Below are 16268 nucleotides of genomic sequence, written 5' to 3' on the forward strand. Positions count from 1 at the left end.
TATGGTCCGCAAGTTCGAACAATTGCCGCTCGTTTTCGAGCACGAACCGCAGACGGGTCGTGACGATCTGCTCGTGTCCGAACGCCTGAAGGCTGCCGTGACGATCATCGACAGCTGGCCGCGCTGGCCGTCGCCGGTGGTGATCCTGGCCGGGCCTGTCGGTTCGGGCAAATCGCATCTGGCAGCGATCTGGCGGGAAAACAGCGCTGCCCTGTCTATTCACCCGGCAGCTGATAGCAACGCGGCCGAGATCGCAGCGGCGGGCCCGGTGCTTTTCGAGGATGCCGACCGGCAGGGTTTTGATGATCGTGCCCTGTTCCATGTCATCAACAGCGTGCGCGAGAATGGCACCAGCCTGTTGATCACCAGCCGGCTCTGGCCGATGTCCTGGCCGGTCGACCTGCCGGATCTGCGTTCGCGCCTGAAGGCAGCGACTGTCGTCGAGATCGGCGAGCCGGATGACGAATTGCTGGCACAGGTTCTGGTCAAGCTTCTGGCCGACCGCCAGCTTGCCGTCGATGACCGGCTGATCGGCTATATCGCCGCCCGCATGGAGCGGTCGCTGGAATCTGCCCAGACGATCGTCGAAAGGCTGGATCATCTGGCGCTGGCACGCGGCACCCGCATCAACCGGGCGCTGGCGCTGGAAGTGCTCAACACCCTTGGAAAGACACGCGAAATCGATTGACTGTCATAGTTAGGTCGTCAAACTGAGCTAGCTGCTTCGAGAAAAGCAAAAAGGCGGGTTGAGGATAATGGACACTGTGACATCTGCAACGACAGCAAACGCGCCGGTGGCCGACGAAATCGATCTTCTGACCAGCCCCGAGCGCTTCATCAACCGCGAGTTTTCCTGGTTGCAGTTCAACCGCCGCGTTCTCGAGGAAACCCTCAATACCGCCCATCCGCTGCTGGAGCGTGTCCGCTTCCTGTCGATCTCGGCGGCCAATCTCGATGAATTCTTCATGGTCCGCGTTGCCGGTCTCGAAGGACAGGTTCGCCAGGGCGTCGTCGTGCGCAGCCCGGACGGCAAGACGCCGGTCGAGCAGCTGCAGGATATCCTCAAGGAAATCGACAATCTGCAGATGGAGCAGCAGGCGTCGCTGGCCGTATTGCAGCAATATCTCGCCAAGGAAGATATTCTGATCGTCCGGCCGATCTCGCTGTCGGTGCAGGATCGCGGATGGCTTGCCACCGAGTTCGAGCAGTCGATCTTTCCGGTCTTGACGCCGCTTTCGATCGATCCCGCCCATCCATTCCCGTTTATCCCGAACCTTGGCTTCACCATGGGCCTGCAGCTCACCAGCACGCGCGGTCGCGAGCCGATGACGGCGCTGTTGCGCCTGCCGGTGGCGCTGGACCGGTTCATCCGGCTGCCCGACGCAAAATCGGTGATCCGCTACATCACGCTGGAGGATGTCGTCGGCCTGTTCATCGAACGGCTGTTTCCGGGCTATGAAGTCAAGGGCTCCGGCACCTTCCGCATCATTCGCGACAGCGATATCGAGGTCGAGGAAGAAGCTGAAGATCTCGTACAGTTCTATGAGACGGCCCTGAAGCGGCGCCGGCGCGGTTCGGTCATTCGCATCGAGATCGATTCGGAAATGCCGTTTGAGCTGCGCCAGTTCGTCGTCGGCGAACTCGGCGTTCCGGAAAACCGCGTCGCGGTCCTGCCGGGCCTCCTCGCCCTCAATACGCTCTCGGAGATCACCAAGGCGCCGCGCGAGGATTTGCGCTTCGAGCCGTACAATGCGCGATTTCCCGAGCGCGTCCGCGAACATGCCGGAGACTGTCTCGCCGCCATCCGCGAAAAGGACATGGTCGTCCACCACCCCTACGAAAGCTTCGACGTGGTGGTGCAGTTTCTGCTCCAGGCTGCGCGCGATCCTGACGTTCTGGCGATAAAGCAGACGCTCTATCGCACCTCCAATGACAGCCCGATCGTCCGTGCGCTCATTGACGCAGCCGAAGCCGGAAAGTCGGTGACCGCGCTGGTGGAGCTCAAAGCGCGCTTTGACGAAGAGGCCAATATCCGCTGGGCGCGCGATCTGGAGCGTGCCGGCGTGCAGGTGGTGTTCGGCTTCATCGAACTGAAGACCCATGCCAAGATGTCGATGGTGGTGCGCCGCGAAGAAGGCAAGCTTCGTACCTACTGTCATCTGGGCACCGGCAACTATCACCCGGTGACGGCGAAGATCTATACCGACCTGTCGTTCTTCACCTGCAATCCGAAGATTGCCCATGACATGGCCAATATCTTCAATTTCATCACCGGCTACGGCGAACCGGAAGCGGGCATGAAGCTGGCGATTTCGCCGCACACGCTGCGTCCGCGCATCCTGCAGCATATCGGCGAGGAGATCGTCCATGCCGAGGCCGGCCGTCCGGCGTCGATCTGGATGAAGATGAATTCACTGGTCGATCCGGAAATCATCGATGCGCTTTACCGCGCCAGCCGCGCCGGGGTGCAGATCGACCTGGTGGTGCGCGGCATCTGCTGCCTGCGGCCGCAGGTTCCCGGACTATCCGACAAGATCCGCGTCAAATCGATTGTCGGGCGCTTCCTCGAGCATTCCCGCATCTTCTGTTTCGGCAACGGCCATGGGCTTCCCTCAGAGCACGCGCTCGTCTATATCGGATCGGCGGACATGATGCCGCGCAATCTGGACCGGCGGGTGGAGACCCTTGTGCCTCTCATCAACCGGACTGTGCATGAACAGGTTCTGTCGCAGATCATGCTGGGTAATCTCATCGATAACCAGCAGAGCTACGAGATTCTTCCTGACGGAACGTCACGGCGCATGGAAGTCGCCAAGGATTCCGAACCGTTCAATGCGCAGGTCTACTTCATGACCAATCCCAGCCTGTCCGGGCGGGGAGAGGCCTTGAAATCCAGCACGCCGAAGGTTATTGCCGGCTGGGATAGCGGCCGCAGAAGATAAAACTGGAATTGCATGGTAGAGTCTGAAGCCCAGGGGCGTTTGCCTGGTATTGCCCCGGTCTCCGTCGTGGACATTGGGTCGAACTCGATTCGACTGGTGATCTATGAGGGGCTGAGCCGGTCTCCGGCCATTCTGTTCAATGAAAAGGTCATGTGCGGCCTCGGCAAGGGTATCGATGCGACCGGCCGGATGGACGCCGAAAGCGTCGAGCGGGCGCTGAAGGCGCTGCACCGGTTCCGGGCATTGTCGACGCAGGCGCGCGCTTCCACGGTTTTCGTGCTGGCGACGGCCGCTGCGCGCGACGCCTCGAACGGTCCGGATTTCATCCGCCGTGCAGAAATCATCCTCGGCCAGAAAGTTCGCGTGCTGACCGGCGAGGAGGAAGCCTATTTCTCCGCGCTCGGCATCATCAGTGGCTATCACGATCCCGATGGGGTCGTCGGTGACTTCGGTGGTGGTTCGCTGGAGCTTGTCGATGTCGTCGGCCCCAAGGTCGGCAAGGGCATCACCCTGCCGCTCGGCGGTATCCGCCTGTCGGAACATGCCGAAGGATCGGTCGTCAAGGCCCGCGCCCATGTGCGCCGCTACCTGAAGGGCGCACAAGTTCTGCAGAACGCCGGCGGCCGCACGTTCTACGCGGTCGGCGGCACCTGGCGCTCGATCGCCAAGCTGCATATGGAACTGCGCGACTATCCGCTGCACATGATGCAGGGCTATGAAATCTCCTTCGAGGAGGCGATGGCCTTCCTGCCGGAAGTGATCGAGCCGAAAGATGTCAAATCGCCGGCCTACGCGCATATCTCCAAGAGCCGCCGCTCTCTGCTGCCGTTCGGCGCCGTTGCCCTGCAGGAAGTCATCGCCCAGATGAAGCCGTCGATGATTTCGTTCTCGGCGCTCGGCGTGCGCGAAGGTTATCTCTATTCGCTGTTGTCGGACACGGTGCGCGCCCACGATCCGCTGCTGGCCGCCGCGCGCGAAATCGCCATCCTGCGGGCCCGCTCGCCCGAGCATGCCCGCGAGCTTGCCGACTGGAGCGGCAAGATGGTACCGCATTTCGGCATCGCTGAGACCGAGGAAGAGGGGCGCTACCGACAGGCGGCCTGCCTGCTCGCCGATATCAGCTGGCGCGCCCATCCGGATTATCGCGGCCTGCAGGCGCTCAACATCATCGCCCACAGCACCTTTTCCGGCATCACCCATGCCGGCCGCGCCTATATCGCCCTTGCCAACTATTACCGTTACGAAGGCCTGAACGATGACGGCGCCACCGAGCCGCTGGCCACCATCACCACCCCGCGCATGCGGGAATTGGCCAAGCTGCTGGGTGGTCTGTTGAGAGTGGTCTATCTGCTGTCGGCCTCTATGCCCGGTGTCGTGCGCAACCTCGATATCCGCCCATCGGCGTCGCCGGACTTCGATCTCGAGTTTATCGTTCCATCCGCCTATTCGGAATTTGCCGGCGAACGCCTCGACGGCCGCCTGCAGCAACTTGCCAAGCTGACGGGCAAGAGGATTGCATTCCGGTTCGAATAATATTCGCGTTGCAATTGCAAATGCCGCCTGTATATGTTTTCGCTCATGGAGCGGCCTTCCGCTGTGCAGGTTGGTTCCCAAGCGGCGCTCACGTCATGGTCTTTGCCGTTTTCGCATGTCAGGCAAAGCCGTGCAGAAACTCCAATAATTACCGCTGTGCCATTTTCCCAAACCAACTCTGATATATCGCGGGGGCTGGCCGCTAAGCGGTTTGTTTTATGTCGCCGATTGTCTATTAGAGGGGAAAGGCTCCAACAAACGCGGCCTCCCTCATGCGTGCGACAGACACGTGAGAACGGGCAAAAAGGAATGTGCGAAAGATGACCTCACGAGTTTTAGAAGCCAGCGGCGGCGTCAAACAGGTCATCTGCATCAGTTGGGGCACGAAATACGGTGCACCGTTCATCAATCGCCTGTTCGCGATGGTGAAGCGCAATATCACGCCACCCTTCACGTTTACCTGCTTCACGGACAGCCGCGTCGGGCTTAACCCGGAAATCCTCTGTGAAGACCTGCCGCCGCTCGATGTTGTCATGCCGGTGAACACACGCGGTATCTGGCCCAAGGCCAGGCTCTGGAGCCAGACACTCGGCAGTCTCAAGGGGCCGGTTCTGTTTCTCGACCTCGATCTGGTGATCGTTTCGTCGCTCGATGAATTCTTCGAAATTGGCGATGCTGACGACATTGTGATGGCGAAAAACCAGACCACGCCGTTGGAACGCCTGGGGCAGACATCGCTGTTCCGGTTTCCCGTCGGAAAGCTTCTGCCGCTGCTGGAGAAATTTCGTGCAGATCCGCAAGGTGTCGCAGATACGTATCGCTACGAGCAACGGTTCGTCAGCCGCAACGCACCGGGGGGCGTCAGCTTTTTCCCCCGCCGATGGGTCCTCCACTTCCGCCAGGATTGCCGCTGGCCGTTTCCCTTGAACTATTTTCTGGCGCCGCGCCTGCCCAAGGATGCGCGCGTCGTGATTTTCCCGCGCGGCCTGCATCCGCAGCATGCGATCGAGGGGAGATACGGCGAAAAGGGCTTGGTGACGACGCCGCTGCAACACGTGCTGTCAGTGTTTGACAAGAAGCAACGCCGGAAGAAGGCACCGTTCCGTTATCTGCGCCACTATATCCGCCCGACCCCGTGGGTCGCCGATCACTGGCGGGAATGACATTCCGCCACGGTCAACATAGCTTTAATCTCCGAAGGGCCTATTAAGGAGGCGTTTGGCTTCTAGCCGTGCAAAGCGATCGCATTTTCGTTGACGAAATCCACCATCTGGCGGTCTTCGATAACGTTGTCCTCGATATACTGGATCGTCGATAAAACCTTCCGCTTGTACTTTTCCGACGAGCCGTCGAAAGACCAGCCACGATCGACTTTTTCCCGCAGTTCCTGCTGCGAGCGCGCATAATAATGATTGAGCTGAATGAATTTCGAGGAATAGAATTCGCTCGTCTTTCTCTTGCGCCTGGAGAATGTCTCGCCCGCATCGTTGGCGGTGATGTCGCCGTGGCTCCTGGTCTTGAAGTGGTGGACACTGACGCCCGTCACCTCGGCAGGATCAACGATGCATTTGAAATTGCTGGCATCGAGATTCTGTCTCATCGGATCGGACACACGCATGGTGTAGCTCAGGCAAACAGGCTGTGGCGGCCGGGTGAGATGGCCGCTGTGACCAAACATATGCCATGGCAACGAAATATTGGGAAAACCGCCCGCACCCTGCAATGCCTCCTCAAGCGTCCGGCCTTGCCGAGGGAGAAGGAACTCATCGACATCGATGAAGGCCATCCACGCGTATCTGCCACCGAAATTCAATATCGAATGGGCGAAGGCAATGTTCTGACCGTTGAGAATTTCGGCGCTGCCGCTATCCATCATGCGCATTTTCCAGGGAACAACCGTCAGTTCCGCCGGCGACAGGACGTCGTGAAGCACCTGCAGCGTCGCGTCGGTCGATCCGTCGTCGTAGATGTGAAAATGCCGTATCCCGACCGCCCTGTGAAACCGCACCCATTCTTCAATGTAGGTCTCTTCATTCTTCACACAGGCGACAATAGCGATGCCGTGGCGATTTTTCTCAGGGGAGGGCGGCGTAATCTCCAGTTCCCTCGTCAGATGTCGTTTCGCCTTCCATCCAAACATATGCGCGGTCGCTCCGGTAAGATTTGCGTTGCATATAAAGCACTGCACGTCCGCTTGCCAGTCCGGTTCCGCTTGCTAGTCCGGTCGAGCGCTGCCGCGATCGGTCAGGATTGACTGAGCCGCAGCTTGCCTTGCTTTGGCAAGCCCACCGCTTATAGAGAGGGGAGACAGCGGCGCCCCCAAACAAGGTCGAACCAGAGATCAGGAGTAAAGACGTATGAATTTGCCTCATCCCGGCGCGACGGCGAACGTGAAGAGCAACGAAGACTGGCGGGCCATTTTTTCCGCCTTTTCCCATATCGTTCTGATCGCCAACAGCGAGGCGATCGATATGGCTGCACTGCAGAGGGACTATCCCGACACGGCGCTCTTCGTGTTCTTCAACAAGGTCTACAAGGTGCTGGGCAAACCCTTTGCCGGGCATGCGTTGCTGATCTCGCGCGCGCAGCCGAAAGGCGCGAACATCGTTTACCGCGGCGAAGTGGCTGACGTGGTGAAACTGCTGGCGCCGGAGCGTTTCCTCGGAATCATGAATGTGCGGCTGCACACGTCGGAAAAGCTGAACACCCAGGCGGACTATCTGAATAACCCGACCGGTCATCTGGATCTGACCGGCTTCTGCGCCGACTTCTATCCTTCTGAAAAAGTCCCGACGACGGGCTTTGCAATGAGTTTGTGGCTGGTCGATCAGAAGCTTCCCGCCCAGGTCGTCCTTGCCGGCTTTTCCGCCAAACGCAGCGAGAAATGGCGGGTCGTTTCCGTCCATGACTGGACATTCGAGCAGGTCTTTCTGCGCCTTTTCGCAAGGGTCGGAAAGCTGTCGATGCATGACGGGATCGCCGTGAACAGCTATGCGCAACTGGCGTCGCGGTTTCCGGAATTGACTGCGGCGGAGATTTCATCAACCGTTGCGGACGTTGTTTCCCGGCGCCTGAACGAAACGGATGCGCAAGTTGACAAACTGATCTCGCTCACAAATGTATTGCGCTCAGTTGACCTCTTTCTCCGGCGATTGAAGCCGCGCTTCCTGAAGAAGCGTGCGGGCGAAAAGCAGTCTTAACAGGCCGTCGAACGGAAGACGGCACGAAACGTGGTGAGAGAAATCATATGGCGTCATGGATAGCGGATACGCGCAAGCGATTGTACCGGAACATCAAGTACCGCTTGACCCGTCCGTCACCGCCTGCAGCCCCGGCACGGTTCACGCGGCCGGTCGTCATCGTTGGCTCTGCACCGGTGTCGCACAAGCCTGCAGGATGGGGCCCGGATTTTTCCGTCATCACCATCAACGGCTCTCAATCGGTCATCAAGGCCTGGGGCATGGCAGCGCCGGATATCACCTTCCTTCAGTTCAACCAGATCGAAGGGACAAACACCAACGCTGTCGAGGTCCGGCGGGTGCTGTCTGGACAGCGCACCGGTGCCTTGTATGTCTTCCTGTGGCGCAAGGATGACCGGCCGCGTCTGGAGAAGGGATTGTCCGCGTTCGATTACAAATATGACAGCCTGCAGATCGTTGACCGGTATGAGCGAATGGCACTGATGGATCGCGTTGCGGGCGTTCAGTCGCTCGAACTCGAGACCGAATCGAAATGCTCGAACGGAATGAATGCGGTATTGTTTGCGCTTCACAATGGTGCGCCCGCCGTGATCCTCACCGGCATCAATCCCAATTCGGCAGGTCACGCCTATAATCAGGCCGGATTGGTGCGTGCGCACGTGCAGATGGACAAGAGCATCGTGGCAAAGCTGTTGGCGGAAAAACGCCCGTTGTATACGGCGGACCCGGCTGTTTCCGAAGAGATGGGCATTCCCCTGTGGACTGGTGCGGCATGACCGTGATTGCCATCGTCGCTAGACCCAGAGGAGCATCGAGCAGAGGCGACAGATTGGGCCTTTCGGGATCATTTCGAGCTCCAGGCGGATTGTAGGAAGACATGCGCTCAAACCGCCCTTTGTCCCGGTCGTTGATCAAGCTTGCGGTCCGTCTCGTCGCCGGGAAGTCCCGGGCGCATGTGCAGGACTGGTTTCCTGGGCTGAGGCTCGTCGCCGCGACGCCGCAGGCGCGCGGGGCCATTTACTATCGCGGCCAGCGCGTGGGCGATTTGATCTGCAGCGCTCAGGCGGTCCAGATGACAGGAAACACCATTTACATTGTCGGGTCCGGACCTTCGATCGAGGATTGCGATGTGACGCGCGCGGAGCCAAATTCCTGCGTCCTGTTGAACGGTGCGCTGCATCTCGTGCCCGATCATATCGGCAAGCCATTGGCCGTTGCGATAGAAGATGAAAGGTTCGTGTGGAGCCATTTCGACCTTTTTGAGCGGATACCGGCAGATTGCCCGTGTCTTTTTTCCGTCAGCGTGATCCGAGCAATCTGCGAACGTGACCGGCGCTGGCTTCAAGGCAGGCCCGTCACGCTGATCGACGACATCCGCAAACCCTATGGCCGCGCGCGCCAGGGTAGCGCGGACTTGAGCATGTTGTCCCATGTCAGGTTGAGTGCAGACGGGACGGCCGGGCTCTCGACAATGCCGGACGCGGGCGTTTTTCAAGGCGGCTCCGTTGTTATCTCGGCAACGCAATTTGCGCTGTCCTTCAGGCCGAAGACGATCGGATACCTGGGGGTCGACATATCCAACGCCGATGAGGCTCGATTTTATGAAAAAGGCGAACAGGCCTATTCGGGAGTTCGCAAAGGCCAGGAGAGAATTCTGAGCCACCTCGAAATGGCCAGGGAATTCGCCTTGGAGCAGGGTATCGAGATGGTGAACTACTCGCCGGTATCGGCGCTCAAAACACTTGGTTTTGGCTATAGCGATACGTTTTCCCGGCAAAAGACCAATTGACTTGGCTCTGACTGGTGCCGGAAGGGCTCCTTCAGGCGGTCATAAGGCGCTTTGACAGCGCCTTATGAGTTTCGTGTCGCGCAGCGACCGTAAGGTCAGCGTTGCTTGACGTAAAGAACGCGTTCGCGGGCATCGAACCATTCCTGGGCGTAATCGTCATTTTTATATTCGTCGAAATACGGGCCGCCGTCGGTGAAATGGACGAGGTTGGCAGCTTCATTGTGTTCGTATTCGTTGACCAGCCAATTCCAGGTGGGCGGCAGTTCGCCGATCAGCTCTTCGGATTCCAGCCATTTGAACTGGTGCAGTTCAAGGCCAGTCGCCGTGTTGACATAGTCAGGATCAAGCTTCCTGCATTTGGCGTTGTTGAACAGGATGACGCTCGACCAGTTTTTCTTTTCGTATTTCGTCTGTACCTGTCCGAGGAATTTCGTTTCCACTTTGGGGACATAGTCGTGCTTGACGCACATTGCCGCGTAGCGGTCATCCCGCAGTTCCCAAAGCTTTGCGATGTCGGTGCGCATCAGCATGTCGCAATCGGCAAACAGCGACCATCCTTCGTAGTTGCTCAGATAGGGAACCAGGAAACGTGAGAACGAAAACTCGGTTGTTTGCAGCGCATTGCGTTCGCGGGTGAAAACCTTGCCGAGATTGTCCAGAACGATCGGTGTAAACGAAACCGGGATGGAGCTCTTCTCCAGGATGCTCTGGCTAAGAACATGATAAGCAACCACTTCCTTGCTGTCGAAACCGATATATACGTGAGCACTTTCCGTCATCATTTTTCCGATTCTAACGTTTCTAGGGTAGTCTTAAGCCGTCGCACGTTGCATTTTTTTAGGGTTTATCCCTTTTGATGGTGCGCAACAACCGGGGATTATCGCTCCGATCCCGATTGCTTCAGCCAAAAATGCGGCCTCCCGGTGGCCAGGACGGGATAAGATCATCGTCCGCATTCAGCCTTCAAGCCCGGATTTTCGCAAAGGCCGGCAGCAAGCCCAATGGCAGCCTTGCTTTCAGCCTTAAGTCGTGGAGGAAAGGAGCGCGCGGGTGGCAATCCGTCCCCGACTTGTTATATCTGCGCCTGACCCGCCGAGAATGTGTTGAGAGACAGACGCATGAAGCTATTGGCCCGCAGACCCGAGATCGTTTTCTATCTGATGGCGGGGTATTGCCTGCTCAGCATTACGTTGAGGATTTTTCGTCAAGAGTCCTTGGAGATCGACGAATCCGAACAGGCCTTTCTGTCGCAGTATTTTTTCGCCGGTTATGGAGCGCAACCACCTTTTTACAACTGGCTGCAATATGGCGTCGCCGGTCTGTTCGGGATTTCTGTCGCGACCCTGGCGATCGTGAAAAACGGTCTGCTGTTTCTTGCCATTGTCTTTTACGGGCTTGCCGCGCGCACGATCATCGCTGATCGCGCCCTTTCCATGATCGCCATGCTGGGCGTGCTGACGCTCCCACCGATCTTTCTGCTGATGCAGCGTGACCTTTCCCACACGGTTGCAGCGCTTTTCGCCGTGTCGCTGTTTCTCTACGGCTTTTTGCAAACACTCAAAACCCCCCGTCTGACGTCCTATCTCATCACCGGTGTTGCCGTTGGGCTGGGTGTCATCTCGAAATACAATTTCGTCGTCGTCCCGGTGGCTGCGATTATCGCTGTCCTGCCGGAAGCGGGGCTGCGCAATCGTCTTTTCAACTGGCGAATGATCCCCGCATTGGCGATAGCAGCGCTGATTGCTGCTCCGCATGCGTTTTGGGTTTTGAACAACCTTGCTGCTGCGACCGGCGTCACGATCGGTGAAATGAAGGAAGGGGCCGAAAACACCGTCTTGCCGCATGCTCTGCAGGGATTGCTGAAGCTGGGCCTGACCGTGATCAAGAGCATTGCAGTTCCGGCTGCTGTGTTCGGCTTGGTGTTCTACGGTGACCTGGGCAAAATTGTCCGCGCCAGCAGCCAGTGGACGCGCATCACCGGCAGGATGCTTGCCGTTTGTTTGGGGATCGTTGCACTGATCGTGGTTGCAATGGCAGCGACGCATATTCGTGAAAAGTGGCTGGTTCTTTTCGCCGTGCTTTTGCCGTTGTATCTGGCCACCAAGATAGATGCGGCGGGCGTTAATGCGACGCCGCGATTGCCGCGGTTCCTCGGCATTGTCGCTTTTCTCGCGGTGGGGACCATCGTCATGCTTTTCGTGAGCGTGTTGGTGGCCCCAAAAATCGGCCGTTATTCCTTTGGCCACACCCCGTATCGGGATTTTGTCCAGACGGTTCTGGCCACCCACGACACCAAGCCGGCCGCCGTGGTGGTGGATGATCGCATCCTTGCCGGAAATCTTAAAATCAACCTGCCGGAAACGCCGGTGTTACTTCCGAGTTTTCCGATTGAGCAGTCCCCCGTTCTGCTCCCGGCTGGGCCTATTCTTGTGGTCTGGTCTGGAGAGGACACGGATCGCAAAACCCTTCCGCCACGGATTATCGAACTGCTGGCGCAAAATGGCATCAGCGCCGATGCCAAAGCGCATTTTCTGGCCGTTCCCTACTATGCTGGCAACGACGGCGATACGTATACGTTCGGCTATAGCTGGATCGACCGTCCCTAGAAGCCGAACAGCGTGTTTCTGGAGCGGCTCTGGCGCCGGTCAAATATGAGGAGGGTTACCTGCACGCCTATAAGAGCGTGTCGGAGGCGAGAGCGGGTATCGGTCGATATCTGATCTTTTAACAATCAACGACGAGTAATTCTAAAGGGCCGGGTCCTGTATTGTACAGGATTCGGCCCTTTGATTTACCCGGCCTTTAAACCGCCCAGCGTAACGGGGCCGGTTCTTTTTCCGGCCCCGTCTGCCGGTCGCGATGGCGCTTACTTGGCGTTCAGGAACTCGCCGACTTCGAGCAGGACGAACTCGTTGTCGTCGGCCTTGTCGAGCGAGCGGCCGGCCGAGAAGGGCAGGTTGTTGTCGTTGCCGACGATGATGTGGGTGTCATCGACGCGGTCAACATTTTCGATGGTGACGAACGGCATGTCATAAAAACCATCGCCGCCGCCCTGGCGCTTCTTGTTGTCAGGATCGGCGATCTTCAGGAGGTCGATATAGCCGATCTTGCGCACGGCCTCGCCGGCGTTTTCATCGGTCATCTCGATCTTGTAGATGCGCTTGACCTTGGAACCGACGGCAAAGCAATCGGCTGCCGGTGCCTTCGGATCGGCGCAGGCTTTGTCGACGGTGCCTGCACCATTGTCGCGCTCGATCACCAGAGCAGTCTTATCGTCCAGCATATTGAAATCGCCGATCGCTTCGCCACCTTCGGCCAGCGGATAGAGCCAGCTGCGGCCGGTCCAGGCCTTCGAGGCGACATCGAGTTCGATGATGCGCAGCGCCGGGCGGCCTTCGGCCTGTTCGACGGTTTTCGCATCGGTCCAGAGCGGGCCTTCGAGCAAACCGTAAAGCTTGTTGCCGTCCTTTGACAGGGCAAGGCCTTCATAGCCACCGGAGCGCTTGATGTTGAGAGCTGGCGCCGGCTTCGACGGATCAGCCTGAACGGCCAGTGTCGGGTTGTCGGGCGACATCACCGGCTTGTCGTTAACCGTGGTGGCGATGACGTCGGTCAGCTTGCCGTCGAGGTCGAACTTCAGGATGTAGGGGCCGAATTCCTCGCCAACCCAGAAACCATCCGCAACCGGCTGGATCGATTCGACGTCGAAATCAGCACCCGTCAGGTAGCGCGTCGATGCACCTTCCATGACGATCGGGAAGGGGGCCTTCTTGTCGGGATCGGACAGGAAGAGTGTCTTCAGTGCCTCGACCTTGCCGGAATCCCAGTCGATCTTGATGTTGTGCAGCATCAGCATGGCGTCGGACGAGTTCAGCTTCGAGCCGAAACCGTTGTCCGACAGGCTCCAGAAGGTGCCGTCCGCCATCGTCTTGATGCCGGAAAAACCCTGCATCGGCTGGCCGTCGAAGGGCAGCGACAGGCCGGTCACGCGCACGCCGTCCTTGCCGGGAACGGTGCCGAGCGCCTCAGCACGCTTGCGATCCGCAGTTGTGAATTTGCCGGAGGTCTTCAGGTAGTCGGCGGCGTCAGCAGGGGCCGCGATGATCGTGTTGGCCGGCAGGATGGCGTGGGCGGCAAGCTTGGCCGGGAAGACCGTGTCTTCGGCAAGAGCAGCCGTTGTCATCAAAAGGCTGAAAGCGACGGAAGCGAGAAGAGCGTTTTTCATCATGTCCCCATTGGGCGGTTGGTCGGGATGTCCGCTTAGCAGGGCAATGATGTCAACGACTTGACGGCTAGATGAAGCTTTGGTGACGGTGGCAACGGAGGCCGCCTACTCGGCGGGAATCCGCAGTTCGATGGGGGCGAGAAGGGCTGCCTTGGCTTGCTCGGCCAGGGCCATGACGCCGAGCGTCTGGCCACGTCCCTTGACGGCATGGGTGCCCAGATCTTCGATGGCGATCGTGTCCGGCAGCTTGATACGCTGGGCAAGTTCGGTCGAGATCAGCACCTGCCTGCCCAGCGACTTACACAGGGATTCCAGCCGCGCCGTGGTATTCACCGTGTCGCCGAAATACGCGATCTTGTGATGATCGACGCCGATTTCCGCAGTGATGATGAAGCCACCGTGAAGGGCTGCGCGTAGCCGGGGCACGTGGCCGAAATTCTTGCGCCAGGTCTCGGCATTGGCGTCGATGTCATCCAGGATATCGAAGATGCAGCGAACGCAGCGGGCAAATTTGACACCCCTTTTGAGCGGCCAGGTGACGATGGCGGCGTCGCCGACATAATCATCGATCGCCCCCTTATGGCGCCGGACCGGCTCGGCGAAGGCGGCAAACAAGGCTTTGAGAAATTCCTGCGCGCGCAGGTCGCCATGTTTTTCGGCAAAGGATGTCGAATCGGCAAGGTCGATGAACAGGAAGACGCGCTCCTCCTTTACCGGCCGGCGGTAACGGCTGATCAGCATGCTGGTGAAGACATCACGGCCCAGCAGATCGCGCACGCGCAGGATGAAGACGATCAGCGCGCAGACGGCAAGCGCATAGAGGAAGACGTGAAACGGCATGACGAGAATGTCCGTCAGCGATTTCGGCTCGACAAATCGCAGCGTCCACATCAGAAGTCCGGCCGCCGCGTAACCGACGCTCATCAGTATTTCGTAGATCACCAATGCCACGAGGATATAGGCGAAGGTCGGAAGCCGCTCGATCCGCCGGTACAACGGACGGAGGAGGATCCGGCGCTCGAAGGCAATCATCGGAACCCCCATGAACACGGCAAAGACCGCGCCGATGATGACCGGTTGGTCTGGGAAGGCGATCAGGCCATAAATCACGCCGCTCAGCGCCATGCCGAGCGTGATCAGCAGCCAATTCTCCGTTGGGGATATTTCTCTCATGAATCAGCTCCGCCCACCTTGGTGGTTCAACGGCATTGTTTCTTCCGATGCCTGCGGGTCAAGGTATTTTGTGTAACGGTCTGTGATGCCGTTACGTTCTGGAACAAAGGCTCGCCCAGCGGCCCGGCGTCATGCCATGGGCTTTCTTGAAATGCCGGGTGAAATGCGCCTGGTCGGAAAAGCCGTTTTCGAGCGCGATATCGACGAGGCTCCGGCCGCTGCCGATCATGCTGCGCGCCCGCTCAAGCCGGCGCATGACGAGATAGCGGTGCGGGCTGGTGCCAAGGCTCACGCGGAAATGCCGGGCGAGCGTGAAGCGGTCGAGGCCGCTGATGTTTTCAAGCTCGGCGCTATTCACCTGGCGATCGGAATGGGCCTGCAGGAAGTCACAGGCCTTACGCACGGCAATCTGGTCGGATGCCTTCACGGGGGTTTTGCCATGGCCATCGGAATGCCGCAGTAGCCCGTCGGCAATGCCGGTTAGCATATCATTCAGCTGCAGGTCATCGATGGCTCCATCGAGGTTGCGCATGACGTTCGAGAGGTTGGCCGCAAAGGCCTTATCGGCGATAACCGGCGAGGGAACGAAAGGCAGGCCGCGCGGTCTTTCTCCAAGTGCATCAATCAGCATTTCCGGCGGCAGGTACATCATCCGGTAGCGCAGGCCTTCGTCCGTTCCCGCACCGCCATCATGGACCTCGTCGGGATGCAGCACGATGATATCACCCGGCTGGCTGTAACGGACTATGCCGCGATAGCGGAACGCTTGCACGCCCTGCAGCGTCAGGCCAAGGGCATAGGTATCATGGCGATGCGGCTCGAAGGCATTGCCGTGAAAATGCGCCTCGATTCGCTCGATGCCACCCGAGACCGGCGCGACCTTGATGCTGTCCGACGCTGCCGATGTGCACGAACGTTCAAGATTGCCCTCACCGGCGCGGGCTATGGGTCGCCCAGACGCTTCAAGCGTTCTGTTTCCTAGAGTGGAGTTGGCATTCATGTTCGATACCAAATTTGCAATCGTGCTGCGCGAGGACCTGGCCGTCTGGCAAAAGCTGAACGTCACCGCGTTCCTGACCAGTGGCATCATTGCCGAAAAGCCCGGCATTATTGGCGAAGTCTACCGCGATGCGGATGGCAACGTCTACAATCCCTTGAGCATCCAGCCGGTCATCGTGCTGTCCGCCGACGAAAAGACCATTGCCGCCATCCATCGCCGGGCATTGGAGCGCGAGGTCAAGACGTCGCTTTATATCGAAGAAATGTTTGCGACCGGCCATGACGCGGCCAACCGCGAGGTGTTTTCCCGCTTCGGTCCGGGCGATGCAAAAATTGTCGGCATTGCGCTTCACGCCGACAAGAAGATCGCTGACAAGATCACCAAGGGTGCAAAGATGCACCCCTGA

Annotated in this window: 14 protein-coding genes and 1 pseudogene; 10 read left to right on the top strand and 5 right to left on the bottom strand. The window is 58.7% G+C overall.

The genetic code is table 11. The annotated features are described in order from the left end of the window. Position 1: 1 nt before the first annotated feature. The 4 genes from hdaA (at position 2) to ACQY8Q_RS20060 (ending at position 5638) form a co-directional block, all read left to right on the top strand. Complete coding sequence (gene hdaA / locus ACQY8Q_RS20045; protein WP_428428171.1) at positions 2-688, top strand: DnaA regulatory inactivator HdaA; 687 nt, start codon at positions 2-4, stop codon at positions 686-688. Between the two features lie 67 nt (positions 689-755). Then, a complete protein-coding gene (locus ACQY8Q_RS20050; RefSeq protein WP_428428172.1) occupies positions 756-2942 on the top strand; it encodes an RNA degradosome polyphosphate kinase in 2187 nt (728 codons plus the stop codon). A 12-nt stretch (positions 2943-2954) separates the two neighbouring features. Beyond that, complete coding sequence (gene ppx, locus ACQY8Q_RS20055) at positions 2955-4475, top strand: exopolyphosphatase (RefSeq protein ID WP_428428173.1); 1521 nt, start codon at positions 2955-2957, stop codon at positions 4473-4475. Positions 4476-4795: 320 nt separating this feature from the next. Continuing rightward, the gene (locus ACQY8Q_RS20060; protein ID WP_428428174.1) at positions 4796-5638 is read left to right on the top strand and encodes a glycosyl transferase; all 843 of its coding nucleotides are present in this window, start codon (positions 4796-4798) and stop codon (positions 5636-5638) included. Between the two features lie 62 nt (positions 5639-5700). On the opposite strand, the gene ACQY8Q_RS20065 is transcribed toward ACQY8Q_RS20060, so the two are convergent. Next, complete coding sequence (locus tag ACQY8Q_RS20065; RefSeq protein ID WP_428428175.1) at positions 5701-6615, bottom strand: glycosyltransferase family 92 protein; 915 nt, start codon at positions 6613-6615, stop codon at positions 5701-5703. A 217-nt stretch (positions 6616-6832) separates the two neighbouring features. Between ACQY8Q_RS20065 and ACQY8Q_RS20070 the strand changes: the two genes are divergently transcribed. The 3 genes from ACQY8Q_RS20070 (at position 6833) to ACQY8Q_RS20080 (ending at position 9464) form a co-directional block, all read left to right on the top strand. Continuing rightward, on the top strand, positions 6833-7675 hold the full coding sequence (locus ACQY8Q_RS20070; protein WP_428428176.1) for a 3-deoxy-manno-octulosonate cytidylyltransferase: 843 nt from the start codon (positions 6833-6835) through the stop codon (positions 7673-7675). Between the two features lie 47 nt (positions 7676-7722). Continuing rightward, a complete protein-coding gene (locus ACQY8Q_RS20075) occupies positions 7723-8451 on the top strand; it encodes a membrane-anchored protein (protein WP_428428177.1) in 729 nt (242 codons plus the stop codon). Positions 8452-8552: 101 nt separating this feature from the next. Next, positions 8553-9464, top strand: coding sequence for a glycosyl transferase (locus tag ACQY8Q_RS20080; RefSeq protein WP_428428178.1), 912 nt, complete (start codon positions 8553-8555; stop codon positions 9462-9464). Between the two features lie 95 nt (positions 9465-9559). On the opposite strand, the gene ACQY8Q_RS20085 is transcribed toward ACQY8Q_RS20080, so the two are convergent. Beyond that, entirely contained in the window at positions 9560-10243 is a 684-nt protein-coding gene (locus tag ACQY8Q_RS20085) for a glycosyltransferase (RefSeq protein ID WP_428428179.1), read from the bottom strand. Positions 10244-10582: 339 nt separating this feature from the next. Here ACQY8Q_RS20085 and ACQY8Q_RS20090 point away from each other — a divergent pair, with 339 nt between their 5' ends. Together ACQY8Q_RS20090 and ACQY8Q_RS20095 are read left to right on the top strand one after the other, a co-directional pair. Continuing rightward, positions 10583-12070, top strand: coding sequence for an ArnT family glycosyltransferase (locus ACQY8Q_RS20090; protein WP_428428180.1), 1488 nt, complete (start codon positions 10583-10585; stop codon positions 12068-12070). Between the two features lie 6 nt (positions 12071-12076). Then, positions 12077-12189: pseudogene (locus tag ACQY8Q_RS20095) on the top strand (IS3 family transposase); the annotation flags it as partial. A 141-nt stretch (positions 12190-12330) separates the two neighbouring features. Here ACQY8Q_RS20095 and ACQY8Q_RS20100 read toward each other — a convergent pair. From ACQY8Q_RS20100 to ACQY8Q_RS20110, 3 genes are all read right to left on the bottom strand, one after another. Then, positions 12331-13689 (bottom strand): esterase-like activity of phytase family protein, encoded by a 1359-nt coding sequence (locus tag ACQY8Q_RS20100; RefSeq protein WP_428428181.1) that lies wholly within the window; start codon positions 13687-13689, stop codon positions 12331-12333. 105 nt (positions 13690-13794) lie between these two features. Then, positions 13795-14862, bottom strand: a complete 1068-nt coding sequence (locus ACQY8Q_RS20105) for an adenylate/guanylate cyclase domain-containing protein (RefSeq protein ID WP_428428182.1) — start codon at positions 14860-14862, stop codon at positions 13795-13797. 91 nt (positions 14863-14953) lie between these two features. Next, positions 14954-15862, bottom strand: coding sequence for an AraC family transcriptional regulator (locus ACQY8Q_RS20110; RefSeq protein ID WP_428428183.1), 909 nt, complete (start codon positions 15860-15862; stop codon positions 14954-14956). Here ACQY8Q_RS20110 and ACQY8Q_RS20115 point away from each other — a divergent pair. Beyond that, entirely contained in the window at positions 15861-16268 is a 408-nt protein-coding gene (locus ACQY8Q_RS20115; protein ID WP_428428184.1) for a DUF2000 family protein, read from the top strand. The genes ACQY8Q_RS20110 and ACQY8Q_RS20115 overlap by 2 nt on opposite strands.

Source organism: Pararhizobium sp. (assembly GCF_965279435.1).
In the GTDB taxonomy this organism is placed as follows: Bacteria; Pseudomonadota; Alphaproteobacteria; order Rhizobiales; family Rhizobiaceae; genus Pararhizobium.

Bases quoted from the DNA above. Each gene is read 5' to 3' on its own strand.
- hdaA (WP_428428171.1), top strand. From the start codon at position 2: ATGGTCCGCAAGTTCGAACAATTGCCGCTCGTTTTCGAGCACGAACCG.
- ACQY8Q_RS20050 (WP_428428172.1), top strand. From the start codon at position 756: ATGGACACTGTGACATCTGCAACGACAGCAAACGCGCCGGTGGCCGAC.
- ppx (WP_428428173.1), top strand. From the start codon at position 2,955: ATGGTAGAGTCTGAAGCCCAGGGGCGTTTGCCTGGTATTGCCCCGGTC.
- ACQY8Q_RS20060 (WP_428428174.1), top strand. From the start codon at position 4,796: ATGACCTCACGAGTTTTAGAAGCCAGCGGCGGCGTCAAACAGGTCATC.
- ACQY8Q_RS20065 (WP_428428175.1), bottom strand. From the start codon at position 6,615: ATGTTTGGATGGAAGGCGAAACGACATCTGACGAGGGAACTGGAGATT.
- ACQY8Q_RS20070 (WP_428428176.1), top strand. From the start codon at position 6,833: ATGAATTTGCCTCATCCCGGCGCGACGGCGAACGTGAAGAGCAACGAA.
- ACQY8Q_RS20075 (WP_428428177.1), top strand. From the start codon at position 7,723: ATGGCGTCATGGATAGCGGATACGCGCAAGCGATTGTACCGGAACATC.
- ACQY8Q_RS20080 (WP_428428178.1), top strand. From the start codon at position 8,553: ATGCGCTCAAACCGCCCTTTGTCCCGGTCGTTGATCAAGCTTGCGGTC.
- ACQY8Q_RS20085 (WP_428428179.1), bottom strand. From the start codon at position 10,243: ATGACGGAAAGTGCTCACGTATATATCGGTTTCGACAGCAAGGAAGTG.
- ACQY8Q_RS20090 (WP_428428180.1), top strand. From the start codon at position 10,583: ATGAAGCTATTGGCCCGCAGACCCGAGATCGTTTTCTATCTGATGGCG.
- ACQY8Q_RS20100 (WP_428428181.1), bottom strand. From the start codon at position 13,689: ATGAAAAACGCTCTTCTCGCTTCCGTCGCTTTCAGCCTTTTGATGACA.
- ACQY8Q_RS20105 (WP_428428182.1), bottom strand. From the start codon at position 14,862: ATGAGAGAAATATCCCCAACGGAGAATTGGCTGCTGATCACGCTCGGC.
- ACQY8Q_RS20115 (WP_428428184.1), top strand. From the start codon at position 15,861: ATGTTCGATACCAAATTTGCAATCGTGCTGCGCGAGGACCTGGCCGTC.
- ACQY8Q_RS20110 (WP_428428183.1), bottom strand. From the start codon at position 15,862: ATGAATGCCAACTCCACTCTAGGAAACAGAACGCTTGAAGCGTCTGGG.